Origin of the sequence: Bacillus sp. FSL K6-0994, assembly GCF_038630815.1 — a bacterium.
In the GTDB taxonomy this organism is placed as follows: domain Bacteria; phylum Bacillota; class Bacilli; order Bacillales; family Bacillaceae; genus Bacillus; species Bacillus safensis.
This window is the reverse complement of sequence record NZ_CP152043.1, coordinates 1,998,924-2,024,393: the sequence shown is the minus strand read 5'-3', so window position 1 is coordinate 2,024,393 and position 25,470 is coordinate 1,998,924. Positions and strand designations below refer to the sequence as shown.

The 25,470-nt window shown below is 42.1% G+C and carries 28 protein-coding genes; 27 read left to right on the top strand and 1 reads right to left on the bottom strand.

The window, feature by feature from the left end; translation table 11 throughout:
• Nucleotides 1-31 precede the first annotated feature (31 nt).
• The 20 genes from aroC (at nt 32) to ypjB (ending at nt 18,849) form a co-directional block, all read left to right on the top strand.
• Entirely contained in the window at nt 32-1,204 is a 1,173-nt protein-coding gene (aroC, locus tag MHB69_RS10300; RefSeq protein ID WP_024422806.1) for a chorismate synthase, read from the top strand.
• Complete coding sequence (gene aroB, locus MHB69_RS10295) at nt 1,204-2,295, top strand: 3-dehydroquinate synthase (protein WP_342495543.1); 1,092 nt, start codon at nt 1,204-1,206, stop codon at nt 2,293-2,295. Before aroC ends, aroB begins: the two co-directional genes overlap by 1 nt.
• Nucleotides 2,292-2,675 (top strand): chorismate mutase, encoded by a 384-nt coding sequence (aroH, locus tag MHB69_RS10290; protein WP_024422804.1) that lies wholly within the window; start codon nt 2,292-2,294, stop codon nt 2,673-2,675. Before aroB ends, aroH begins: the two co-directional genes overlap by 4 nt.
• A 231-nt stretch (nt 2,676-2,906) precedes the next feature.
• A complete protein-coding gene (gene trpE, locus MHB69_RS10285; protein ID WP_024428091.1) occupies nt 2,907-4,454 on the top strand; it encodes an anthranilate synthase component I in 1,548 nt (515 codons plus the stop codon).
• The gene (gene trpD, locus MHB69_RS10280) at nt 4,426-5,448 is read left to right on the top strand and encodes an anthranilate phosphoribosyltransferase (RefSeq protein ID WP_041109624.1); all 1,023 of its coding nucleotides are present in this window, start codon (nt 4,426-4,428) and stop codon (nt 5,446-5,448) included. Before trpE ends, trpD begins: the two co-directional genes overlap by 29 nt.
• Entirely contained in the window at nt 5,441-6,193 is a 753-nt protein-coding gene (trpC, locus tag MHB69_RS10275) for an indole-3-glycerol phosphate synthase TrpC (protein WP_122631042.1), read from the top strand. Before trpD ends, trpC begins: the two co-directional genes overlap by 8 nt.
• Entirely contained in the window at nt 6,190-6,858 is a 669-nt protein-coding gene (locus MHB69_RS10270) for a phosphoribosylanthranilate isomerase (protein ID WP_342495542.1), read from the top strand. Before trpC ends, MHB69_RS10270 begins: the two co-directional genes overlap by 4 nt.
• On the top strand, nt 6,839-8,038 hold the full coding sequence (trpB, locus tag MHB69_RS10265; RefSeq protein WP_034280432.1) for a tryptophan synthase subunit beta: 1,200 nt from the start codon (nt 6,839-6,841) through the stop codon (nt 8,036-8,038). Before MHB69_RS10270 ends, trpB begins: the two co-directional genes overlap by 20 nt.
• The gene (trpA, locus tag MHB69_RS10260; RefSeq protein ID WP_065214687.1) at nt 8,035-8,838 is read left to right on the top strand and encodes a tryptophan synthase subunit alpha; all 804 of its coding nucleotides are present in this window, start codon (nt 8,035-8,037) and stop codon (nt 8,836-8,838) included. The genes trpB and trpA overlap by 4 nt, the downstream gene beginning before the upstream one ends.
• Nucleotides 8,839-8,849: 11 nt before the next feature.
• Entirely contained in the window at nt 8,850-9,947 is a 1,098-nt protein-coding gene (hisC, locus tag MHB69_RS10255) for a histidinol-phosphate transaminase (protein WP_024428097.1), read from the top strand.
• A gap of 114 nt (nt 9,948-10,061) precedes the next feature.
• The gene (locus MHB69_RS10250) at nt 10,062-11,177 is read left to right on the top strand and encodes a prephenate dehydrogenase (protein WP_081124537.1); all 1,116 of its coding nucleotides are present in this window, start codon (nt 10,062-10,064) and stop codon (nt 11,175-11,177) included.
• A 10-nt stretch (nt 11,178-11,187) separates the two neighbouring features.
• The gene (aroA, locus tag MHB69_RS10245; protein ID WP_070326545.1) at nt 11,188-12,474 is read left to right on the top strand and encodes a 3-phosphoshikimate 1-carboxyvinyltransferase; all 1,287 of its coding nucleotides are present in this window, start codon (nt 11,188-11,190) and stop codon (nt 12,472-12,474) included.
• Nucleotides 12,475-12,754: 280 nt separating this feature from the next.
• Nucleotides 12,755-14,026 (top strand): tetratricopeptide repeat protein, encoded by a 1,272-nt coding sequence (locus MHB69_RS10240; protein WP_024428100.1) that lies wholly within the window; start codon nt 12,755-12,757, stop codon nt 14,024-14,026.
• A gap of 75 nt (nt 14,027-14,101) precedes the next feature.
• Nucleotides 14,102-14,641, top strand: coding sequence for a ReoY family proteolytic degradation factor (locus tag MHB69_RS10235; RefSeq protein WP_008344562.1), 540 nt, complete (start codon nt 14,102-14,104; stop codon nt 14,639-14,641).
• 61 nt (nt 14,642-14,702) lie between these two features.
• Nucleotides 14,703-15,149, top strand: coding sequence for a YpiF family protein (locus MHB69_RS10230; protein ID WP_328699558.1), 447 nt, complete (start codon nt 14,703-14,705; stop codon nt 15,147-15,149).
• A 144-nt stretch (nt 15,150-15,293) separates the two neighbouring features.
• A complete protein-coding gene (locus MHB69_RS10225; RefSeq protein WP_007500911.1) occupies nt 15,294-15,800 on the top strand; it encodes a ubiquinol-cytochrome c reductase iron-sulfur subunit in 507 nt (168 codons plus the stop codon).
• A gap of 2 nt (nt 15,801-15,802) precedes the next feature.
• Complete coding sequence (gene qcrB / locus MHB69_RS10220; RefSeq protein WP_003215804.1) at nt 15,803-16,477, top strand: menaquinol-cytochrome c reductase cytochrome b subunit; 675 nt, start codon at nt 15,803-15,805, stop codon at nt 16,475-16,477.
• Between the two features lie 41 nt (nt 16,478-16,518).
• Nucleotides 16,519-17,286: a menaquinol-cytochrome c reductase cytochrome b/c subunit gene (locus tag MHB69_RS10215; RefSeq protein WP_024422792.1), complete on the top strand. Its 768-nt coding sequence runs from the start codon at nt 16,519-16,521 to the stop codon at nt 17,284-17,286.
• Between the two features lie 100 nt (nt 17,287-17,386).
• Nucleotides 17,387-17,980 (top strand): DUF1405 domain-containing protein, encoded by a 594-nt coding sequence (locus MHB69_RS10210; protein ID WP_024428102.1) that lies wholly within the window; start codon nt 17,387-17,389, stop codon nt 17,978-17,980.
• A 65-nt stretch (nt 17,981-18,045) separates the two neighbouring features.
• Complete coding sequence (gene ypjB, locus MHB69_RS10205; protein ID WP_041109608.1) at nt 18,046-18,849, top strand: sporulation protein YpjB; 804 nt, start codon at nt 18,046-18,048, stop codon at nt 18,847-18,849.
• Nucleotides 18,850-18,879: 30 nt separating this feature from the next.
• Here ypjB and MHB69_RS10200 read toward each other — a convergent pair whose 3' ends face one another.
• Nucleotides 18,880-19,752: a YitT family protein gene (locus tag MHB69_RS10200; protein WP_024422789.1), complete on the bottom strand. Its 873-nt coding sequence runs from the start codon at nt 19,750-19,752 to the stop codon at nt 18,880-18,882.
• A gap of 137 nt (nt 19,753-19,889) precedes the next feature.
• Here MHB69_RS10200 and MHB69_RS10195 point away from each other — a divergent pair, with 137 nt between their 5' ends.
• The 7 genes from MHB69_RS10195 to MHB69_RS10165 are packed head-to-tail and all read left to right on the top strand — an operon-like array spanning nt 19,890 to nt 25,461.
• Nucleotides 19,890-20,225, top strand: a complete 336-nt coding sequence (locus MHB69_RS10195; RefSeq protein ID WP_326149521.1) for a nucleotide pyrophosphohydrolase — start codon at nt 19,890-19,892, stop codon at nt 20,223-20,225.
• A gap of 5 nt (nt 20,226-20,230) precedes the next feature.
• Complete coding sequence (gene dapB, locus MHB69_RS10190) at nt 20,231-21,034, top strand: 4-hydroxy-tetrahydrodipicolinate reductase (RefSeq protein ID WP_034280443.1); 804 nt, start codon at nt 20,231-20,233, stop codon at nt 21,032-21,034.
• Between the two features lie 17 nt (nt 21,035-21,051).
• Nucleotides 21,052-21,471 carry a methylglyoxal synthase gene (mgsA, locus tag MHB69_RS10185; RefSeq protein WP_034280445.1) on the top strand — a complete coding sequence of 140 codons (420 nt, stop codon included), beginning with the start codon at nt 21,052-21,054 and terminating at the stop codon, nt 21,469-21,471.
• Nucleotides 21,458-22,162, top strand: a complete 705-nt coding sequence (bshB1, locus tag MHB69_RS10180; protein ID WP_024422785.1) for a bacillithiol biosynthesis deacetylase BshB1 — start codon at nt 21,458-21,460, stop codon at nt 22,160-22,162. The genes mgsA and bshB1 overlap by 14 nt, the downstream gene beginning before the upstream one ends.
• 2 nt (nt 22,163-22,164) lie before the next feature.
• Complete coding sequence (bshA, locus tag MHB69_RS10175; protein WP_041109605.1) at nt 22,165-23,310, top strand: N-acetyl-alpha-D-glucosaminyl L-malate synthase BshA; 1,146 nt, start codon at nt 22,165-22,167, stop codon at nt 23,308-23,310.
• A complete protein-coding gene (locus MHB69_RS10170; protein ID WP_087975868.1) occupies nt 23,303-24,505 on the top strand; it encodes a CCA tRNA nucleotidyltransferase in 1,203 nt (400 codons plus the stop codon). The genes bshA and MHB69_RS10170 overlap by 8 nt, the downstream gene beginning before the upstream one ends.
• Complete coding sequence (locus tag MHB69_RS10165) at nt 24,478-25,461, top strand: biotin--[acetyl-CoA-carboxylase] ligase (RefSeq protein WP_076841023.1); 984 nt, start codon at nt 24,478-24,480, stop codon at nt 25,459-25,461. The genes MHB69_RS10170 and MHB69_RS10165 overlap by 28 nt, the downstream gene beginning before the upstream one ends.
• The last annotated feature ends 9 nt before the right edge of the window (nt 25,462-25,470 follow it).

Genomic DNA, 25,470 nt, shown 5'->3' with positions numbered 1-25,470 from the left:
AAGCGTTAATGCGATGAAGGGAGATTGAGTCATGAGGTACTTAACAGCAGGTGAATCACATGGTCCACAACTGACCACAATTATTGAAGGAGTTCCAGCGGGACTTTACATAGAGCAGGATGACATCAATTATGAATTGGCTAGAAGACAAAAAGGTCATGGCCGCGGAAGAAGAATGCAGATTGAAAAAGACCAGGCGAAAGTGTTAAGTGGTGTTCGCCACGGGAGAACATTAGGTTCCCCAATCGCACTTGTTGTTGAAAACAACGACTGGAAGCATTGGACAAAGGTGATGGGGGCAGAGCCGATCACGGAAGAAGAAGAAAGTGAAATGAAACGTCAAATCTCCCGTCCAAGACCAGGACATGCGGATTTAAATGGGGCGATCAAATATGGACACCGTGATATGAGAAACGTATTAGAGCGCTCATCAGCCCGCGAAACAACTGTTCGAGTAGCAGCAGGCGCAGTTGCCAAACAAATCTTGGCGCATCTAGGGATTAAAGTAGCTGGCCACGTTCTTGAAATTGGCGGAGTAAAAGCAGCTCATACAGCATATGAGTCTATTGAAGATTTGCAGAAGGTAACAGAAGAATCACCTGTTCGCTGCTATGACAGTGAAGCAGGTCAGAAAATGATGGATGCAATTGATGAAGCGAAGAAAAACGGCGATTCAATTGGCGGAATTGTTGAAGTCATCGTTGAAGGGATGCCCGTTGGGGTTGGCAGCTATGTTCATTACGACCGTAAATTGGACAGCAAGCTTGCTGGCGCTGTACTTAGTATCAACGCTTTTAAAGGGGTTGAATTCGGTATTGGCTTCGAGGCAGCCTCTAAAAATGGCAGTGAGGTCCATGATGAAATCATCTGGGATGAAGAAAAGGGCTATACGAGAAAAACAAATCGCCTAGGTGGTCTTGAAGGCGGAATGTCAACGGGTATGCCAATTGTCGTAAGAGGGGTTATGAAACCAATCCCAACGCTTTATAAGCCGCTTCAAAGCGTTGACATTGAAACAAAAGAACCTTTCTCTGCAAGTATTGAACGATCTGACAGCTGTGCTGTTCCTGCTGCAAGTGTTGTTGCAGAAGCAGTCGTTGCATGGGAAATTGCCAATGCAGTTGTGGAGCAGTTTGGCCTTGACCAAATCGACCGCATTAAAGAAAATGTTGAGAAAATGCGCCAGCTTCAGAGGGAATTTTAATGAAAACACTGGAAGTTAAGACGTCTTCAGCCACTTATCCTGTATTTATCGGTGATGGGATTAAACGCAATATCGTCGACTTGATAACTTCCACTGGGCATTCCTATACGAAGCTCTTAATCGTCACAGATGCAGCTGTTGATGCCATTTATGGTGATGAGATGGTTCACTTACTTCAGCAGAAGTGGCCAGTGAACAAAGTGGTTGTGCCGAGCGGAGAGCAGTCGAAATCCTTTGCCGAATTTGAGCATATTCATACGAAAGCCATTCAATTTCAGCTTGATCGTTCCTCCTGCATCATTGCGCTGGGAGGCGGCGTGATTGGAGATTTGGCTGGCTTTGCTGCTGCCACTTATATGAGAGGCATTGATTTTATCCAAGTGCCGACGACGCTGCTGGCACATGATAGTGCAGTTGGCGGGAAAACAGGGATCAACCATCCGCTCGGTAAAAATTTAATCGGTGCGTTTCATCAGCCGAAAGCTGTAATCTATGATACTAGTATGCTTGAGACACTATCTCAAATTGAACGAAGATCAGGTTTTGCAGAAGTCATCAAACATGCACTGATTTCAAGTGAAGAATTTTTATCAGAACTCATGTCCATTCGTTCTTTGACGGATTTATCAAAAAGCGAGCTGGCACATATGCTGTATCAAGGCATTCAAGTCAAAGCGTCAATCGTTCAAGAAGATGAAAAAGAACAAGGTGTGCGTGCATTTTTGAATTTAGGCCATACACTGGGGCATGCCATTGAAGCAGAGTATGGATATGGCGCCATCACGCACGGAGATGCCATTGCAATCGGCATGCAGTTTGCGCTGTATGTGAGCGAAAAGCAGCTGGGGCTCAGCCTTAATCGTTTGGAACTAAAAGAGTGGATGAAAGAGCTTGGATTCCCTGTACAAGTCACACAAGATATTTCCACGAAAACTTTTGTTGACCGGATGATTGGAGATAAAAAGGCAAGAGGCGGCAGTGTTCAATTTGTTTTATTAAAACAGGTTGGAGACGTCACCTTGCAGTCTTTCACAAAAGATGAGCTGCACTACTGGCTCGAAGAATGGAAACGGGAGGAGGGATGTCTATGATGTTTCGCGGGATACGTGGGGCTACAACTGTGATAGAAGATACAGAAACAGAAGTGTTAAACAAAACGAAACAGCTGTTAGAAGCGATCATTTCAAGAAACCAAGTAGATCCAGAACGTGTCGTGCAGATCTTGATTTCAGCTACACAAGATATTCACTCCGTTTTTCCGGCAAAAGCACTTCGTCAGTTTGAAGGATGGACATATGTACCGGTTACTTGCATGCAGGAACTGGACATTGATGGCGGTTTAAAGCAATGTATTCGTGTCTTAATGACTGTCCAGACAGATACAAAGCAGGAAGACATACAGCATGTATACTTGGAAGAAGCTGTGACGCTTCGCCCTGATTTACAGTTGACAAAAAACAAGGAATTATAATACGATATGAACAGCCGAAGTTTACACACAGGTGTAAACGGCATTGCAAGCTTAGAGAAGATGAGAATGAGACTAGGGTAGTTGAGATGAGTAGAGTTGAGCAGAGATACGATACTTCTATTTAATCATACTGCCTAAAAGAGCAACCCTCTTTTAGGCTTATTTCGTATACTCATACAAACCCTCTATATGTCCCCTCATTCTCCTTAATCCCATTTAAGGAGTGTGCTTATGAATTCCCAATCAAACCTGACCCAATTTTTAAAGGACAGTGAGTCCTACAAAACGATCCCAATTGTTGAAACCATTACAGTCGATACGCTCTCACCGATTCAAATTGTTGAAAAACTCAAACAAGATATTGTGTATTTGCTAGAAAGCAAAGATGAGTCTTCTAGCTGGTCGAGATATTCCTTCATTGGATTGCACCCATTTTTAACCTTACATGATGACCAAAACAAATACGTTGCACGTGACGCTGCGGGGCAGGAAGTCATGCAAAAGCAAGAGCTGAAAGAACTGCTGGATTGGATGAAAGAGCAATATCAAATCAAAACGCCAGATATTGATATCCCATTTACAGGCGGGGCTGTTGGGTACTTAAGCTACGATCTGATCCCAAACATTGAACCTTCTGTCAGGCCTCACCGCAGCGCATCGCTGGCAGAAAATTGCACATTATTTGTCTGCCAAACGATGATTGCCTTTGACCATGAAACAAATCATGTTCATTTTATCCAATACACTCAGCTGGCCGGACATGAAACAGAAGACGAAAAAATTCGAGCTTACAAAGAAAATCAAAAACAGCTTGAACAGATGATTCACAAGCTCCATTCAAAGGTTGATATGAAAGAACTGATTTTATCAGGGAATATGAATGAGCCGCCATCCTTTGAACATGTGACGTCAACCTATGAAAAAGCGCAATTTTTAAAGGATGTAGAAAAAATCAAAGAATACATTCGAGCGGGTGACATTTTTCAAGGCGTACTCTCGCAGCGATTTGATATCCCTGTATCAGTGAGTTCATTTGAGTTATACCGCGTGCTTCGGATTGTGAATCCATCGCCTTATATGTATTTTATGAAATTAAAAGATCGTGATTTAGTCGGCAGCTCGCCAGAACGATTAATCCATGCCAAAAATGGGCATTTAGAAATTCATCCTATTGCTGGCACAAGAAAACGAGGAACAACAAGAGAAGAGGATGCTGAACTAGCAAGAGAGCTGCTTGAAGATGAAAAGGAAAAAGCCGAGCATTACATGTTAGTGGATCTTGCCAGAAATGATGTAGGCCGTGTGGCAGAATACGGCAGTGTATCCGTACCTACCTTTACAAAAGTAGTGAATTTTTCACATGTCATGCACATCATCTCCATTGTGACAGGAAAGCTAAAGCGGGATACACATCCAGTTGATGCGCTCATGTCCGCATTCCCAGCAGGCACATTAACAGGTGCCCCGAAAATAAGAGCGATGCAATTATTAAATGAAATGGAGCCTGAGCCAAGGGAAACGTATGGCGGCTGTATTGCTTATATTGGATTCGACGGCAATATCGACTCCTGTATTACGATTCGTACGATGAGCGTCAAAAATCAGACCGCTTCTATACAAGCAGGCGCCGGCATTGTGGCTGATTCTGTCCCGGAAAATGAATGGGAAGAGACTTGTAATAAGGCAGGAGCACTTCTGAAAGCCATTCAGCTTGCGGAACATATTTTCTCAGAAAAGGAGAGTGTGCAGGATGAATCACCGACTATCAGCTCTTGTTAATGGAGGCTTTCTATCAGAAAATGAAGCAAATAAACTCATGCATGATATGATGAGCGGCTTTTTAACAGATGCTGAAGTCGCTGCAAGTCTCTCGATTTTAGCGCATAGAGGAGAAACGGCTGAAGAAATGACAGGCTTCGTGAAAGCCATGAGGCAAAATGCAGCACCAATGGAACGAGCGCTTGATGTTGTAGATACTTGCGGCACAGGAGGCGATGGACTCTCCACCTTTAATATATCAACTGCCGCTGCCATTGTCGCTTCCGCTGCTGGAGCCAAAATCGCCAAACACGGAAATCGATCAGTTTCTTCTAAAAGCGGGAGTGCCGATGTACTAGAGTGTCTTGGGATTCATATTCAATCCACACCAGAAGAAACAAGAAGACAAATACAAGAGAAAAACATGGGCTTTTTATTTGCACCATTGTATCATTCATCTATGAAACAAGTAGCCGCAGTCCGCAAGCAGCTCGGCTTCCGGACGGTATTTAATCTCTTAGGACCGCTTTGCCACCCAATGCAAGCCAAAAAGCAAATCATCGGTGTCTACTCAAAGGAAAAGGCAAAATTAATGGCAAAAGCCCTTGCACCGTTAGAGCCAGAACATGTGCTGTTTGTTTGCGGAGAAGATGGACTGGATGAATTAACGATTACAGCAAATTCATATGTGATTGAACTCAAAAAAGATGTCATGACAGAATATACACTCAATCCAGAAGACTTTGGGCTGCAAAAAGGATACTTATCAGATATTCAGGTCCAATCACCGGAAGAGAGTGCTAAATTGATTCAGAATATATTGAATCATCAAACAGGAGGGGCGCCGCTTCATATTACGGCCCTGAATGCTGGCGCCGCTTTATATGTCGCAGGGAAGTCAGAAAGCCTCATGGCCGGAACATTAAAAGCGATTGAAACGATTAAAAACGGCGCAGCCAAAGAACAATTGGCTCGTTTAAAACAAAAAACGAGAGAGGAAGAGATCTATGCTTAATCAAATCATTGCCCGCAAAAAAGAACATATCCAAACATTGCAGTTACCAGTAGATGGACACTTTGAAAGACGATCATTTAAAGAAGCACTCATGAATCCTCATCGCTCAATTGGTCTAATTGCGGAGGTGAAAAAAGCGTCTCCTTCCAAAGGAATCATTCAACCGAATTTTGATCCTTTACAAACAGCAAAAGCTTACGAAAAATCAAACGCTGATTGCTTATCTGTTTTAACGGATGAACCGTTCTTTCAAGGGAAAAACGAATACTTATCCCTCATTAAAAAACACGTAGATCGTCCAATTTTAAGAAAAGATTTCATCATTGACTCCATACAGGTAGAAGAGTCAAGACGTATAGGGGCAGATGCCATTTTATTAATTGGAGAAGTACTTGAGCCGCAAAAGCTGCACGAGCTCTATGCTGAAGCGAAAGAGAAAGGCCTTGATGTCCTTGTCGAAGTACATGCAGCAGATACACTGGAAAATATTTTAAAGTTGTTCACTCCTGAAATCATTGGAGTGAACAACCGGAATTTAAATACATTTACAACAACAGTCGAACAAACAAAAGAGATCGCACCCCTTGTTCCAAAAGATGTTTTACTAGTGAGTGAGAGCGGTATTCAAACATTTGATGATCTGGCCTTTGTGAAGAAACATGGAGCGGGTGCAGTTCTTGTAGGAGAATCATTAATGAGAGAACAATCACAAGAAAAAGCCGTTCAAACATTGTTTGGAGAATGAACAGGATGAAGCCTTATGTAAAATATTGCGGGGCAGTATCACAAGATGATGTGGAATGTATTGCGCAATCTCACGCAGATGCCATTGGATTTATTTTTGCTCCAAGTAAAAGACAAGTCCAGCCAGATCAAGTGAAACAATGGCTCATCCAAACAAAGTGTGAGAAAAAAATTGCCGGTGTATTTGTAAATGAAAAGATCGAAAAAGTGTGTGAGATCACAAAACATATACCTTTAGATATCGTACAGCTTCATGGAGATGAAACACTGGATGACGCAAAAGAAATTAAACATCAAACAGGGGTTGTCGTTTGGAAAGTGTTCCATCACGAGCCCAATGTCACAAGTACGCTCGAAAAAATGACGGCATTTGCGCCTGTTGTCGATGGCTTCCTCATTGATGCGAAAGTAAAAGGGATGAGAGGCGGCTCTGGAACAGCTTTTGCTTGGGAGGCGGTGCCTGCATACGTTAAGCATGCAAAACGGCTTGAGAAAACTTGCATAATTGCAGGCGGTATCACACCAGAAACGGTAGCAGAGCTCCTTGCCTATGGTCCAGAAGCGCTCGATCTTTCAAGCGGTATAGAAGAAAACGGGAAGAAAAGCAGCGCTAAGATCGAAGCGCTCGAAGAAAGGATGTTAAATGATGTACGCATATCCAAATGAGATTGGCAGATACGGAGAATTCGGAGGGAAATTTGTCCCGGAAACGCTCATGCAGCCACTTGCAGAAATCGAGCAGGCATTTCGTGAATTAAAAGAAGACCCTGCTTTTCAAGCAGAATATGTATCACTACTTCGAAACTATTCAGGCAGACCAACTGCGCTTACATATGCTGAACAATTATCAGCATACCTCGGCGGCGCAAAGATCTATTTAAAAAGGGAAGATTTAAACCACACGGGTGCTCATAAAATTAACAATGCGCTTGGTCAGGCCCTGCTTGCGAAAAAAATGGGGAAATCAAACATCATCGCGGAAACAGGCGCGGGCCAGCACGGAGTAGCTGCTGCAACGGTGGCCGCAAAGTTCGGGTTATCCTGCACGGTATTTATGGGAAAAGAAGATGTGGAAAGACAATCACTCAATGTCTTTCGGATGAAGCTGCTTGGCGCTGAAGTCATACCTGTCACAAGCGGGAATGGCACACTAAAAGATGCAACCAACGAAGCTATCCGCTATTGGGTTCAGCACTGCAGTGATCATTTTTACATGATTGGCTCCGTTGTAGGCCCTCATCCGTATCCTCAAATCGTCAGTGAGTTCCAGCGGATGATTGGTGATGAAGCAAAAGAGCAGCTGCTTGAAAAAGAAGGAAGGCTTCCTCATAAAGTCATTGCCTGTGTTGGCGGCGGAAGTAATGCCATTGGAATGTACCGGGCATTCTTAGATGAAGAGGTAGATATCATTGGTGTAGAGGCAGCTGGAAAAGGAATCGATACGCCGCTCCATGCTGCAACCATCACGAAAGGAACCAAAGGTGTGATCCACGGGTCTTTGACATACTTAATCCAAGACGAATTTGGCCAAATTATTGAGCCATATTCGATTTCCGCTGGTTTAGATTATCCGGGAATTGGACCAGAGCACGCATATTTACATGCGAGCGGGCGGGTTCAATATGTGAGTGCAACAGATCAAGAAGCACTAGATGCCCTAAAACTGCTGACTGAAAAAGAAGGAATACTTCCAGCAATTGAAACTGCACATGCGTTAGCCAAGGCGTTTGAGGTAAGCAAGACGATGAATGAAGATGAAATTGTTCTTGTCTGCCTGTCAGGAAGAGGCGATAAGGATGTGCATACATTAATGAACGTGCTTGAAAGTGAGGGAAAAACAAAATGATCACGTTTCAATTAGAGCAAGGTGAAAAATTATTTATCCCATTTATCACAGCGGGAGATCCGTCAGAAGACATTACGATTGATTTAGCTGTCTCTCTTCAAGCAGCCGGTGCACATGCGATTGAACTCGGTGTTCCTTATTCCGATCCATTAGCAGACGGTCCTGTCATTCAAAGAGCCTCCAAAAGAGCTCTAAATCATGGCATGAATATCGTAAAAGCGATAGAATTAGCAGGGAAGATGAAAAAAAACGGAGTAAAAATTCCTGTAATTCTATTTACGTATTATAATCCTGTGTTACAATTAGACACAGAATACTTTTTCGCTTTACTGCGCAAAAATCATATTTCGGGACTCTTAACACCCGACTTGCCGTTTGAAGAGAGCAGCGAGCTGCAAAAGAACTGTCAAACACATGGCATTTCATATATTTCACTCGTTGCACCAACAAGCAAGGAACGATTAGTAAACATTGTAGAGCAGGCAGAAGGTTTTGTGTATTGTGTTTCATCTCTTGGTGTAACAGGTGTCAGGCAATCCTTTGACGCGTCAATTACAGATTTTATTCAACAAGTGAAACAGCTGAGTCACATACCGGTTGCTGTCGGTTTTGGCATCTCAACAAGAGAGCAGGTAGACTCAATGAATAAACTGAGTGACGGTGTTGTTGTCGGAAGTGCACTTGTGAAAAAAATTGAAGAGCTTCAAGAACAATTGCTGGCAAGTGATACACGTCAAGAGGCTTTAAGAGAATTTGAAACATATGCAAAAACATTTAGTCCCCTCTATTCATTCAAATGAGGTGAAACATTTTGCAAATCAAAGATCAATTAAAACAGCTAAAACCGTATCAACCTGGGAAACCAATTGAAGAGGTCAAAAAAGAATATCAATTAGACAAAATTGTGAAATTGGCTTCAAATGAAAACCCTTTTGGATGTTCTGTACATGCAAGAGAGGCAATACAAGCCGAGCTCGAACATCTAGCGATTTATCCTGATGGATACAGCGCAAGTTTAAGAACGGAGCTTGCTGAGTTTCTTCAAGTAAGTGAAAAACAATTAATTTTCGGGAATGGCTCAGATGAACTTGTGCAAATTATTGCGAGAGCATTCCTTGACCAACATACAAATACCGTCATCCCATCTCCATCTTTTCCGCAATACCGTCACAATGCAGTGATTGAACATGCTGAAATTCGAGAAGTGCCTCTTTTAGAAGGAGGAGCTCACGATCTGAAGGGCATGCTGGATGCGATCGATGAAAACACGAAGGTTGTCTGGGTATGTAATCCAAATAACCCGACAGGAAATCATTTGTCAGAATCTGAGATTGTGGCGTTTTTAGATAAAGTGCCAGCTCACGTGCTTGTTGTCCTAGATGAAGCGTATTTTGAATACGTTCGTGCGGAAGATTTTCCAAACAGTTTATCTTTATTACACAATTATCAAAATGTCATTGTACTTCGAACGTTTTCTAAAGCATATGGACTTGCAGCGCTTCGAGTAGGCTACGGAATTGCATCAGAAGAGCTGATTACTGCCATTGAACCAGCGAGAGAGCCGTTTAATACCAGCCGTATCGCTCAGGCAGCTGCTCGTGCAGCGATCAAAGATCAAGATTTCATACAATCATGCAGACAGAAAAACGAAGCAGGTCTCAAGCAATATCAAGATTTTGCTGACCGTTTTGGACTATATATCTATCCATCTCAAACAAACTTTGTGCTGATTGATTTTAAAAGAGATGCCGATGAATTGTTCAATGCATTATTGAAAAAAGGTTACATTGTTCGTTCCGGTAAAGCACTTGGTTTTCCGACTTCTTTACGTATTACCGTCGGAACAAAAGAGCAAAATGAAGACATTCTAAGCACACTTGCCGATTTACTGCAAGGCATTCGTGCGTAGCATAACCAGAAAGTCATATCCTAAGGCAGGATATGGCTTTCATTGTACCAACCTCAATACATATAAGCTGTTGAAATAGGTTGTTTAATTTTCGCGAAAAATCAGGTGATGAATATGAATGATGCAAACGAAACAATATTAATCGCTGGACTCGGTTTAATTGGGGGATCCATTGCACTCTCAATTAAAAAAGAGCATCCTCATAAAAAAATTGTAGGATTTGATGTTTCCAAAGAACAAATGGTTGCTGCAACAAAGCTGGGAATTATTGATGCAACAGCTGATTCGTTTTTGGCTGGTTTAGAAGAATCTTCGACCATTATTTTGGCAACTCCTGTCCAGCAAACAATAAAGATGCTTAGTGATATTGCAGACTCTGGAATTGAAAGAGAGCTCACAATCACTGATGTCGGCAGCACAAAGCAAAAGGTCGTCCATTTTGCTGAAAAAGCGCTGCCTGAGCAGTACCAATTTATTGGTGGACATCCAATGGCAGGCTCTCATAAGTCAGGTGTTATTGCAGCGAAAGACTTTTTATTTGAAAATGCGTTCTATATTTTAACGCCTGCAAAGGAAACAAACCGTCAAGCTGTTGATCGGTTGATGGATTTGTTAAAGGGGACACATGCTCATTTCATCGAAATGACACCAGAAGAACATGATGCTGTGACAAGTGTTATCAGCCATTTCCCTCATATTGTTGCAGCCAGCCTTGTGCATCAAGCACATCATTTTGAAGAACAATTCCCACTTGTTAAACGGTTTGCTGCTGGAGGCTTTCGTGATATCACACGAATTGCTTCAAGCAATCCTGCAATGTGGAGGGATATCCTGCTGCACAATAAACACAAGATTTTAGACCGATTCCATGAATGGAAAAAAGAAATTAACCGCATTGAAACCTTCGTAGAGCAAGAAGATGCTGAAGGATTGTTCTCTTATTTTCAAGATGCTAAGGAATATCGCGATGGACTTCCTCTAAGGAAAAAAGGAGCCATTCCTGCTTTTTATGATCTGTATGTCGATGTTCCGGATCACCCTGGGGTCATATCGGAGATTACAGGGCATCTAGCAAGTGAAAACATTAGTATTACAAATATCCGTATTATTGAGACGCGGGAAGACATTAATGGGATTTTACGCATTAGTTTTCAAACAGATGACGACCGCAAGCGTGCAGAAATCTGTATAAAAAATAGAGCGAATTACGATACATTTTATGCTGACTGAGGTGACAAACATGAAAATTCATAAAAATGCTCCTATGAATGGAGAAATTCATATCCCAGGTGATAAATCTATATCACATAGATCAGTGATGTTTGGTGCAATTGCTGAAGGGACCACAGTAGTGAAAAACTTTCTTCCTGGAGCTGACTGTTTAAGTACGATTGATTGCTTTAGAAAGATGGGCGTTGAAATTGAACAAAAAGGGACAGATGTTGTCATTCATGGTAAAGGACTGAAAGAGCTCAAGGAGCCGTCTGACATTCTCGATGTTGGCAATTCTGGTACAACCATTCGATTAATGTTGGGAATATTAGCTGGTTGTGAGTTTCACAGTACACTAATTGGTGATGAGAGTATTGCCAAAAGACCAATGAGACGGGTGACGGGTCCGCTTAAACAACTAGGAGCCAAAATAGACGGCAGAGCAAATGGCGAGTTTACACCACTGTCTATTCGTGGCGGTCATTTAAAAGGAATCTCTTATGAGTCTCCAGTGGCAAGTGCACAAATTAAGTCGGCTGTCCTTTTAGCTGGACTTCAAGCAGAGGGAACAACGACTTTAACTGAACCTCATAAATCAAGAGATCATACAGAAAGAATGCTCTCTATGTTTGGTGTAAAACTAGATGAAGATGAACAAAGTGTTTCCATTGAAGGCGGCCAGACATTAACAGCAACAGATATATTTGTTCCAGGAGACATCTCTTCAGCTGCATTTTTCCTTGTAGCTGGATCAATCGTTCCTAACAGCCGGATTGTCTTAAAAAATGTCGGGTTAAACAAAACGAGAACAGGTATTATTGATGTGCTGAAACTTATGGGTGCAAACCTTGAGATTAATGAAGTAGATGCCAAAGGCGGAGAACCGTATGGTGATTTAACGATTTCTACTTCATCATTAAAAGGGATTGAAATTTCTGGTGACATGATTTCAAGACTCATCGATGAAATTCCGATTATTGCGCTTCTTGCGACCCAAGCAGAAGGAACAACGATCATTAAAGATGCTGCTGAGTTAAAAGTTAAAGAAACCAATCGAATTGATACAGTCGTATCAGAACTTAAAAAACTCGGTGCTGATATTGAAGCAACAGATGATGGTATGAAGATTCATGGTAAAACTACGCTTCAAGGCGGCGCAGTCGTCTCAAGCTACGGAGATCACCGTATCGGTATGATGCTGGGAATTGCCGCATGTGTGACAAAGCAAGCAATTGAGATTGAAGATACAGATGCTGTTCGTGTCTCATACCCGAATTTCTTTGAACACATTGAATATTTAACGAAAACAGTCTGAGGAGGTCCTCAGGCTTTTTCTTTCCTTTTGCATATTTGTCAGAAATATAGCATAGCTTGTCTCAAGGTGAAACCTTGAAAAAAAACATTTTGTCCGATAAAAATAGTGTCTGCAGTTTACAAATCATCAGTTTCGTATAGGATGAAATGAAAAACAGTCTTTAAAACACAAAAATGGGTTCATTTTAAAAGAGCAACATATTTGCTGGATGTGTACCTGTCGATTATGATATGAAGTAACAATAGTTTAGGTTTTTGGAAACAGAAAGGAACGGTTTGATTTGAATAGTTCATTACAAGAAGCAATAAAATTAGTTGAGGCGGGTGAGACTGAAAAAGGACTCCAAACACTTGCTCAAGCAGAGAAGCATTTGCATGATGAAGAAAAGGCGCAAGCGGCTCAATTATATTATGATTGGGGAGATATCGATAAAGCACGGAATCTCATCAGTGATTTACATGATTTATATCCAGAGGAAACAGGTTTAACGTGTTTTTATGCAGAGCTGTTGATTGACTCTGATGAAGAAGAGAAGGCGATTTCAGTATTAGAAACGATTCCTGAAGATGATGATGCGTACCCAGAGAGTTTATTGTTAATGGCAGATTTGTATCAAATGCAAGGACTATTTGAAGTCAGTGAACAAAAGCTTTTAAAAGCGAAAGAACTACTTCCGAATGAAGCCATCATCGATTTTGCATTAGGTGAGTTGTATTTTTCTCAAGGCCTTTCAAAAAAAGCGGCCGATTATTTCTACAAAGTGGCAGATCAACAGCATGAGGTTGGCGGTGTCAATGTGTATCAGCGGCTCGCTGAATCGCTCAGCACAGCTGGAGAATTTGAGGATGCACTTGAATGGTATGAAAAGGCAGTAAAAGATCAAGCAGACCCGAATACTCTTTTTGGCTACGGATTTACAGCAATGAGGGCTGGCAGAACGAAAACAGCCATTCAGCAGCTTACAGAACTGAAAGATATTGATCCCTCCTATTCGTCACTTTATATGCCTTTAGCGAAAAGTTATGAGGAAGAAGGACTATATCACGAGGCTTTAGAGGTAGTAAAAGAGGGTATTAAAGTTGATGAGTATAACAAAGAATTATATTTATATGGTGCCAAGATTGATTTGAAAAATGGGGATTCAGAAGATGCGAAAAAACTGCTTCAAGAAGCACTTGCTCTCGATCCGGGTTATATTGAAGCAGTTCAAACATTGCTGGCGATCTATTTAAATGAAGAGCTGTTTGATGAAATTTTGGATGTTATTAAAGAGGTTAAAAGCTTTGGGGAAGATGATCCAAAATGGAATTGGTATGCTGCTTCTGCTTCTGTCGGGCGAGAAGAATACAAAGAAGCTGCCGAGTATTTCAAGCTTGCCCTGCCTGATTTTGATGAGGAACGTGACTTTTTATATGAATACGCTTCGTTCCTTTTAGAAGAGGGCAGACAAAAAGAAGCATTGCCGTTATTACGCAAAGTTCTAGAGAAAGATGGCACGAATGAAGAAATTGAAGAAACGATTTTAAGAATTGAAGACGAAATTTCCTTATAGTTTGCAGGAATGAAGAACTGGTTTGTTGAATAATTCATGTATAGCAATTTAATTTACGATAGAGGAGGGAATAACATGCAGACCCCTGTTTCTGTCAATGAAAAAAAGGAATTTATCCGGTGGTTCTTAAACCATTATCAGCTAAAGCGAAGAGAGTGTGTTTGGATATTAAATTATTTAATGAGTCACGACTCTTTGATGGAAAAGGTTCATTTTGTAGAGCAAGCAGAATTTTGCCCAAGGGGAATCATCATGTCAACACACTGTGTGGATGAAGTTCCCTTTAGATTTTATAAAGAAAACATTATGACGACAGATGCTGAAAAGTCATTTCATGATATTCGTTTGAATAAACAGCAGGATTTGTTTATTCAATTGAATTTCCGTTCTGCTTATCGTTCGCCGGAATATGCAGCTGTTCTTGAAACAAATCCTCATATTCCAAAGGATCTTTATGAGAACGAAAAAGATAAGGATCTTGCTGAGAAAGTGCTTGAGCACTCAATCGCAACTTTCCAAAAAGAACGGCTCATGAAAGAGATAGATGAAGCACTTGACCGTCATGATCAAGAAACATTTAATAAGCTGGCAAAAGAATTAAGCCTATTGTCATAAACTGAACGAATAAGCCTTGCCCTATACAGGCAGGGCTTATGTCATGAAAGAGGGGAATTTGATGAGATTTCAATCAGAGGACGCGGATCGCTTTTTGCAATCTAAAGCTTACATTGATACCGCTGTCATTCCATTAGTTGGGATGAATGCGGATCAAATGAAACAAACCGTGTCTTTAGGAGAGTTTACTATTCTTGTAGCAGATGAACTTGAAAGACAGTTAAAAGGGCGGGTTTTTCTTTTTCCGCCACATACATATTTGGAAGTAAGTGACCGGAAACAAGAAGACATACTCACAATGAAGCAGTCGCTCAACGATCATTTTCAGCATGTCGTATTGATCACATCTGATCACCAGTGGAAAGAGCATACTGAGATCAGTGAATCGCTATTTTTGCTCAAGCCGGTTCCGCTGGAGCATTTGAAGGTTGAATTAAAGCAAAAAGTGATTCAAGACTGTGTAGAACAAATTTTGAACTTTTTGTTACAAAAATGGAACCCTTCATAAAAACCCTTACATTTGCATTGTACATAGCTTTTTAGGATGTTGACCTTGTGAATAGATTGATATATTATGAGGGTGTCCTAGTTTTATGAAATTTTTTCTAATTCAGTTATAAAGTAGCTGACGACCTGAGGGGGGGAGAAAAAAATGAGCGAGAAGAGACATGGAGTGTCCAGGCGTCAATTTTTGAATTACACGTTGACCGGCGTGGGGGGATTTATGGCCGCTGGAATGCTCATGCCTATGGTTCGCTTTGCGCTTGACCCTGTGCTAAAAGGAACAGAGGATCAGGATATGGTTCAAGTTGTCAGTGTAGATGAACTGACAAAGGAACCGAAGCGCTTTGACTTTAAAATTGATCAAGTAGATGCATGGTACGAGTCAAAGGAATCTAGGTCAGCATGGGTGTACAAAGAAGGGGATGAAATTGTCGCTTTATCGCCAATCTGTAAACATTTAGGATGTACAGTGAACTGGAACAGTGATCCGAAAAATCCAAACAAATTTTTCTGCCCGTGCCATTATGGGCTGTACGACAAGGATGGTACAAACGTACCCGGAACTCCACCGCTTGCACCGCTTGACCATTATAAGCAGCAAGTGAAGGACGGATACCTCTATCTTGGAAAAGCTGTGCCGAAAGGGGAAGGGTAACGATGCTTAACAAGATTTACGATTGGGTAGATGAGCGGCTGGACATTACACCAATATGGAGAGATATTGCAGATCACGAGGTGCCAGAGCACGTCAATCCAGCACATCATTTCTCCGCTTTTGTGTATTGTTTTGGCGGTTTAACGTTTTTTGTGACAGTCATTCAAGTCCTTTCGGGCATGTTTTTAACGATGTATTACGTGCCGGATATTAAAAATGCCTGGGAATCTGTCTATTATTTGCAAAATGAAGTGGCATTTGGCCAGATTGTCAGAGGGATGCACCACTGGGGTGCGAGTTTAGTTATTGTGATGATGTTTTTACATACGCTAAGGGTCTTTTTCCAAGGGGCGTATAAAAAGCCTAGAGAGCTGAACTGGATTGTTGGTGTGCTCATTTTCTTTGTGATGCTTGGACTTGGTTTTACAGGTTATCTTTTACCATGGGATATGAAGGCGCTGTTTGCGACGAAGGTTGGTCTTCAAATAGCAGAAGCAACACCTTTCATTGGTAAAGAGATCAAAACGCTGCTTGCAGGTCATCCTGACATTGTAGGGGCACAAACGCTGACGAGATTTTTCGCTATCCATGTCTTTTTCTTGCCAGCGGCATTATTTGGGCTGATGGCTGCCCACTTTATTATGATTCGTAAGCAAGGAATTTCTGGACCGCTATAAAATGCTGCGTTTGATGAATGTTCAATGAGGAGGGGATGACTTTGCATAGGGGAAAAGGGATGAAGTTTGTCGGAGATTCCAGAATACCGGCAGAAAGAAAACCTAACATACCTAAAGACTATTCCGAATATCCGGGAAAAACAGAAGCCTTTTGGCCGAACTTTCTTTTAAAGGAATGGCTTGTAGGTGCCGTTTTTTTAATTGGATTTCTTGTCCTAACTGTTGTTCATGCGCCTCCGCTTGAGCGGATGGCTGATCCAACAGATACTGGCTATATTCCGCTGCCAGACTGGTATTTCCTATTTTTGTACCAATTATTAAAATATGAATTTGCTGCAGGAAACTTCACTGTCGTCGGCGCGATGATTATGCCTGGAATTGCGTTTGGTGCACTTTTGCTCGCACCATTTCTTGATTCAGGTCCAGAACGCAGACCGTATAGAAGACCAATTGCAGTCGGGATGATGATTCTTGCAGTCGGCGCAGCAACATATTTAACGTGGGAGTCTGTTGCAACTCATGATTGGGAAGCAGCGGCAAAACAAGGTGAGATTAAGAAAGAAGCAGAGATTGATACTTCAGCTGAAGAGTATAAAATTTATCAAGAGCAGACATGTATCTCCTGCCACGGGGATAACATGCAGGGCGGAGCAGCCGGACCGTCACTCGTTGACAACGGTCTTTCGCCTGAGGAGATCGCTAAAATCGCTGTAGAAGGAAAAGGCAACATGCCGAAGGGTGTCTTTAAAGGCAGTGATGAAGAACTTGAGAAGCTCTCTAAATATTTATCTGAGGTCAAATCAAAATAATTCAGTTGTTTAAATGCAAGTACAAGGATATACTCAAAAGAGAAAAAGCTGGCGCTGTCAGCTTTTTTCTGATTTTAACAGATCGTGAGTGAAGAGACATATGAGATGGATTCAATATTTGCTAGCGACGCGCTACATGCTTGTGCTGGTGCTTATGATCAATTTCCTTGGCACTGTGTACGGCTACTATTGGTATATTCCGCAGCTCGTAGAGACACCGGCTGTCTTTTTAGCTTTTGTACCAGACAGTCCAACGGCCAGCTTTTTCTTTTTATTTGTATTACTTGCGTTTTTGATGAAACGAAATGCTCCTTATTTTGAAGCACTTGCTCTTGTGACCTTGATTAAATATGGGCTATGGGCGGTAGGAATGAATATCTTTGTGCTTTTATCTGTTGATGATTTTCCGTGGGAAGGATACATGCTGATTGGGTCTCACTTTGCGATGGCGGTTCAGGCTGTATTGTTTGCGCCCTATTATCGTTTTCAAATGCGTCATCTCGTAGTAGCCGGCATTTGGATCTTACATAATGATGTGATTGATTATGTATTTGGTATGATGCCGCGTTATTCTATGCTGTCTGCTTATTCAAATGAGATCGGCTACGTGACGTTTTGGCTAAGTATTGCGGTTCTTCTTGTTTCGTATTATCTCGTTCTATCGAAAAAATCGGTCAAGCTGGAACTCCCTTAACAATGTTGGTCTAACCTTGTCCTTTTCTTCATACGCTGTAAGGAGAAGGGCTAGGAGGGACTTGCATGAAACGAAAGCCAATCGCGATGATTCTATTATTTTTTCTCGTATTACAGCCAGCAGTTGCCAAAGGTGAGGAAACAGCTGCTAACACGCTCCAAGAATTAACGGAACTATCAGATTCCATCTTTCAATTAACGAGACAAGCTAAATATGATGAGGCGTTACAAGTCGCATTGTATGTTGAAAAGACATTTAAAGCTGAGAATTGGCGTGGTACTTTGACGAATACGCAGATTCGGCAAATTACACTTGGCTATCAAGATATGATAAAAGGGCTGCCGCAGGAAGAATTGAATGAGCGCGAAAAGCTTCGTTATGCCTCTCAATTTAGAATGCTGCTTGATGCGATCCAGTCGGATTCTGAGCCTCTTTGGGGTTCGCTGGAGAAGCCTATTATGGGGTCTTTTCCTACATTGAAAAAAGAAGTAAAAGATCCAGAATCGACGACATTTTATGAAACTTGGAATGAGCTGGTTTCTTTATATGATATGATCTATCCAAGTTTAACCATTGATATTTCGCCTGAAAAGCTCCAGACGATTAAGCAGCACATGGAAGTGATTGAGCAAGGTGAGTTTTTAAAAGCATCAAGTGGGACAAAGCTTGAACGTCTCACGAAGCTGGAAGAGGATTTATCGAGTGTGTTTGCTCACGTCGATGAAGATGAAGCTGATCCATCGCTTTTATGGGTCATCTTAACAACCGGGAGTATCATTTTATTAACGTTAACGTATGTTGGATTTCGGAAATATCGTGCTGAAAAAGAAAAGAAGCAAAAACGGCAGGCTGATTATCCTAAATCATAAAAAAAGAAGCCCAAAACTGGTGCTTCTTTTTTAATGTGGATTGAGCGGCTTTTTGTGTTCATCTAATGTAAAGCCTTCACCGAGTACATCATGCACGTCACTGACAGATACAAACGCATGAGGATCGACTGAGGTCACGACGCTTTTAAGGTGGACAAGCTCGTTTTTCGGAACGACGCAATAAAGAACGTTGCGCTCCTGTTTCGTATAGGAACCGACCCCTTTTAAGATGGTGACACCGCGCTCCATCTCATCCGTGATTTTCTTTTGAATGATGTCATCTTTTTCAGAGATAATCATGGCGCCTTTGGCAGCGTAAGCGCCTTCTTGCATGAAGTCAATGACCTTCGCAGCAACAAACACTGCGACAAGTGTATACATCGCTTCTTTATAATTTAAGTAGGTCAGAGAGATGGTAATGACGCATGCGTCGAAGATGAACATCGTTCGTCCCATTGCCACCTGATAATGCTTGTTGATCAGTCGTGCAATGATGTCCACACCGCCTGTTGTACCGCCGAATTTAAAGATGATTCCGAGGCCTGTTCCGATAAATACACCTGCAAAGAGGGCGGCTAAGGCTAAATCGTGCTGGAGAGGCATATGTATTTGAAAGCGCTGGAAGATGGCAAGAAAGACAGAAAGACTCACTGTTCCTACAATTGTATAAGTAAACATCGTTCTGCCGAGCATTTTCCAGCCTATAAAAAAGATCGGAATGTTTAAGACAAGGTTTGAAATAGATGGGTCAATGTGAAATAGAAAATATAAAAGCAGTGTAATACCTGTAAATCCGCCTTCCGCCAAATTGTTCTGCATATTAAAATGAACAAGACCGAAAGAAAAAATCGCAGATCCTATTAAAATAAATACGATATTTTTAAGACGAATTTCTTTTAGCAAGAGACCACTCCTTTTTTTGCTTAGACAGCGATAATATTATATGGTATGGGAGAGAAACAAGCAAACTGAGTCTTAAACATTTGTCAAATATTTATGATTTCGCTAACATGTAAGAGATGGATAGGAGGATGAGCTTCATGACGAAAGAAAAAACGCTGCGTCACGTGCAGCAAGAAGTAGATGATTACATAGGACAATTTAAAGAAGGCTATTTCAGCCCGCTTGCCATGATGGCCCGCCTGACAGAAGAATTAGGGGAGCTGGCAAGAGAGGTTAACCATTACTATGGAGAAAAGCCGAAAAAAACAACGGAAACAGAAAAAAGCATGGAAGAAGAAATTGGTGATGTTTTGTTTGTGTTAACATGCCTCGCTAATTCACTTGATATTTCACTAGAAGAAGCACATGATCGTGTGATGCATAAATTCAATACAAGAGATAAAGACCGCTGGACGAGAAAAGAAGGGAAGTAGAGACGATGACGAACGAAACCATCAAAGTAGTAATCGCTGGAGCAAGAGGAAGAATGGGGATAGAGGCTGTGAAGCTGGCGGAAGAAACAGGCCATTTTGAGCTGGTGGCAGCACTTGATCACACGCATGAAGGAAAAAAATTATCTGATGTGATTCATACGACATCTAATGCACCGATTTATACGGATATTGATGTATGTCTTTCAGAAACAGCACCAGATGTATTAATTGATCTGACAACACCAGAAATCGGGAAAGTACATACAAAAAAAGCACTTGAACATGGCGTGCGTCCAGTCGTAGGAACAACTGGATTTTCAGAAGATGACCTAAAAGAGCTTCAGCAATTAACAGAAGAAAAGGGCATAGGCTGTATTATTGCACCAAACTTTGCTGTCGGTGCGGTCTTAATGATGAAATTTGCCAAAATGGCCGCGAATTATTTCCCTGACGTTGAAATCATTGAGCTTCACCATGATAAAAAACTAGATGCCCCAAGCGGTACGGGCTTAAAAACGGCTGAAATGATTGCAGAAGTAAGAGAAAGCAAAAAGCAGGGACATCCAGAAGAGAAAGAATTGATCGAAGGGGCACGAGGAGCTGATTATGATGGTATCCGTCTGCACAGCGTGAGACTTCCTGGCATGATTGCACATCAAGAAGTACTGTTTGGAATGGACGGACAGACGCTCACCATTCGTCATGATTCTTATAACCGTGCATCCTTTATGTCAGGCGTGAAGCTTTCAGTAGAGCAGGTCATGCACATTGATCAGCTCGTTTATGGTTTAGAAAATATCATCGACTAATAAGGAGTGGATTCCTGATGAACATTGCTTTAATCGCTCATGATAAGAAAAAAAGTGACATGATTCAGTTTGCCACCGCGTACCGTGATATTTTGGCAGATCATACACTTTACGCAACAGGTACAACAGGCTTGAGAGTGAAAGAAGCGACGGGGCTTCCCATTCATCGTTTCCAATCAGGACCACTTGGGGGAGATCAGCAGATCGGTGCTTTAATTGCTGATAATGCAATGGATCTTGTGCTCTTTTTTAGAGACCCGCTAACTGCGCAGCCGCATGAACCGGATGTATCTGCACTCATCCGGCTTTGCGATGTGTATACCATTCCATTAGCCACCAATATGGGAACTGCTGAAATTTTAGTCAGGAATTTAAATAAAGGTACGTTTGATTTTCGAGATGTAGCAAAAAACGGAGGAACAAATGAAACGACTTGATATCCTTGCATTCGGTGCCCATAGCGATGATGTAGAGATCGGAATGGGCGGAACGATTGCAAAATACGTAAAAAAAGGGGCGCGCGTCGGGATTTGCGACTTGACCCAGGCCGAATTATCTTCAAATGGAACAGTAGAGAGCCGCAAAGAAGAAGCAAAAGCCGCCGCCGCTATTTTAGGTGTCAGAGCGAGAATCCAGCTTACACTGCCAGATAGAGGGCTTTATCTAAACGACGAAGCGATGAAGGAAATTGCGGGCGTGATTCGAACTTACAAACCGAAACTGATTTTCGCTCCGTACCACCAAGATCGGCATCCAGATCATGGCCATGCGGGCTCACTTGTAGAAGAGGCCGCTTTTTCTGCAGGTATACATAAATTTGAAGATTCATACAAGCAGCCAGCGCATAAAATAAGCCAAATGTATTATTACATGATTAATGGGCACCATCGTCCAGATTTTGTGATCGATATTTCTGAGGAAATGCACCAAAAAATTGATAGCTTGCATGCGTATAAAAGCCAATTTGTTAAATCGGCAAACTCAGTAGAGACGCCTCTTGTGAACGGTTATATTGATTTTGTCAAAATGAGAGAGTCTATGTATGGAAGAGAAGTCAACAAAGCTTATGCAGAAGGGTTTATCACAAAGAAACCACTTTTGTTGGACGATGACTTACTTGGGGGGTAATTATGAAAAAACTGAAGGTCGGAATTACTTGTTATCCAAGTGTCGGCGGCTCAGGCATTATCGCCACGGAGCTTGGAAAACGTCTAGCTGAAAAAGGGCACGATGTTCATTTCATTACCTCTAGCATTCCGTTTAGGCTTAATAAAGTATATCCGAATATTTATTTTCATGAGGTGGATGTGAATCAATATGCAGTTTTTCAATATCCGCCTTATGACCTTGCGCTGGCAAGTAAATTGGCAGAAGTCGCAAAACGAGAAAAGCTTGATATTATTCACGCGCATTATGCAGTCCCGCACGCTGTCTGTGCGTTCTTAGCCAAACAAATGACTGGACACTCTGTGAAAGTCGTTACGACGCTTCATGGAACGGATATTACGGTTTTAGGCTATGATCCATCATTAAAGGAAGTGATTCGGTTCGCCATCGAATCATCGGACCGCGTAACAGCGGTGTCGCATTCATTAGCTGCGCAGACATACGATCTCATCAAACCAGATAAAAAAATTGATACGATTCATAATTTTGTTGATGAACGGGTGTATTTGCGTGAAGATCACGATTTGCTAAAGACACATTATGGTCTTTTACCGAACGAAAAGGTCATCATCCATGTATCAAACTTTCGAAAGGTGAAACGGGTGCATGATGTGATTCATGTGTTTCAAAAGATTTCTGAACAGGTGCAGGCAAAGCTGCTGCTCATTGGTGATGGTCCTGAGAAATCGGTTGTATGCGAACTCGTGAAAAAATTAGGACTGACAGACCGCGTATTGTTTTTAGGCAAGCAAGAGAAGGTTGAGGAGCTATATTCAATAAGTGATTTGAAACTGCTTCTTTCAGAGAAGGAGAGCTTTGGGCTTGTGCTTCTTGAAGCAATGGCGTGCGGTGTCCCTTGTATCGGTACGGATGTCGGCGGTATTCCAGAGGTGATTACACATGGAGAAACAGGGTTTCTTGTCCCGCTCGGCGATATAGACGGAGCAGCAAAGCACGCAGTGTCTCTGCTGAAAGACGAAGCGCTTCATGAAAAAGTGTCAGCGGCAGCTCAGTCTAGTGTTCAGGCTCATTTCTCCTCTGATAAGATTGTGAGTGAATATGAGAAGCTTTACCTAGAATTGATCGAAGGTGATGACGAAGATGAATGAACCATTCACACATGCGATCCCTATATTACATACACTGCACGAACATGGGCATCAGGCTTACTTTGTCGGCGGAGCGGTGAGAGATGTTCTATTAGGACGGGAAATCGGTGATATCGATATTGCGACAGATGCAACACCTGACAAGGTTGAGTCTTTATTTGAAAAAACTGTAGATGTCGGTAAGGAGCATGGCACTGTCATTGTGTTGCATGATGGTGTCAGCTATGAGGTCACGACGTTTCGAACGGAATCAGAATATGAAGATTTTCGCAGACCGAAAGAAGTGGCGTTTATCACGTCGCTTAAGGAAGATCTTTTAAGAAGAGATTTAACGATTAATGCGATGGCCATGGATATAAATGGGGAAATTATTGATCATGTAGGTGGTAAACAGGATATTAAGCGGAAACGAATTCAAACTGTTGGAGATCCTGCGTGCCGCTTTCAAGAAGATGCGCTTCGCATGATGAGAGCTGTCCGTTTTTTAAGCCAGCTTGGCTTTGAACTCGCTGATGAAACGGCTGAAGCTATGAAAAAGGATAAGCATCTGCTTGCCAACATATCAGTTGAGCGCAAAAAGATTGAAATGGAGAAGCTTTTAAAAGGCCGTCATTGTGAGCAGGCCATTCAAGTACTCATTTCAACCAAATTATATGAAGAATTGCCAGGTCTCAAAGAGGAGCGTCTTCATGAATCCTTTCAAGCCTTTCCATATTACTTACTGGATGGACTAGAAGAGGTATGGGGGGCTTGCATCCATTTGCTCGGCCTAGATGAAGCGGAGGCTGCGGCCTTCTTAAAAGAATGGAAGCTGTCAACCAAGCTTTTGAAAGAAGCAGTAGCCATTAGTAAATACGTTGATTGTGACTGGGATGCGGAAAACATGTTTGAAGCTGGTGAACACGTGCTCTTATCTAGTTTGAAGATCACACAGCTAAAACATGAGCGCCGCATTTTCTTTGATGAGCTGGAGGCAGCGAAGCGTTCTTATGATGCACTGCCGATTAAAAAGCTCCAAGACCTCGCTGTTTCAGGAAAAGATTTAATGGCATTTCGGCAAAAGTCGTCTGGGAAATGGATTGCAGAGGAGCTCAATTTTGTGAAAAAAGCCGTTTTGCAAAACCGTTTAGAAAACCGAAAAGAAGCCATAGAGGAGTGGCTTAAAGCATGCGATCCGCAATTAGAAAACGATTAATTGAACTATTTACAGCATCCAGTCAGGATTTTGTCTCAAGTCAGCAGATTTGTGATGAACTTGGCTGCTCCCGAACAGCTGTGTGGAAGCATATGGAGGACTTGCGAAAAGAGGGGTATGAGGTAGAAGCAGTTAGAAGAAAAGGATACCGTCTGCTTCGTAAACCGGACAAAATTAGTGAGGACGAAATTCTGTTTGGTCTGGAAACAGAGAGTTTCGGCAGGCATATTTACTTTCAGAAAGAAGTCGCTTCAACTCAGCTGATTGCCCATGATCTTGTCAATGAAGGTGCGCCCCACGGCACAATCGTTGTCAGCGATCATCAGACAAACGGAAAAGGGCGTCTTCAAAGAACGTGGCATTCACCATACGGGACAGGCATTTGGATGAGTCTTATTCTCCGGCCTGAGATCCCGCTGCATAAAGCGCCGCAAATGACGCTTTTGGCATCTGTAGCCATCGCAGAAGCGATTGCGCAGCAAACGGGACTCAATCCATCTATTAAATGGCCAAACGATATTTTGTTGAATGGAAAAAAGGTCGTTGGCATTCTGACGGAATTAAAAGCAGAAGCTGACCAGGTTCATGCGGTCATCATTGGGCCGGGCATTAATGTGAACCAAACAGCTGATGACTTCCCAGATGAACTAAAGGATGTCGCCACAAGTCTGCGAATGGAACTGAATGAAAAAGTGGATCGGGCTGCACTCATACAACAGATGATGTCCACTTTTGAGAAAAGGTATGACGATTACATGAAGCAAGGATTTGCGCCGATTAAACAATTATGGGAATCGTTTGCGATGACGATTGGTCAACATATTGTTGCCCGCACTGTCAATGGGCAATATACGGGGAAGGCGCTTGGCATCAATGAAGAAGGTGTGTTATTGCTTGAAACGGAGGACGGTATCCAAAAAATCTACTCCGCAGACATTGAGATCAAGTCAACTTGAGTGGAACAC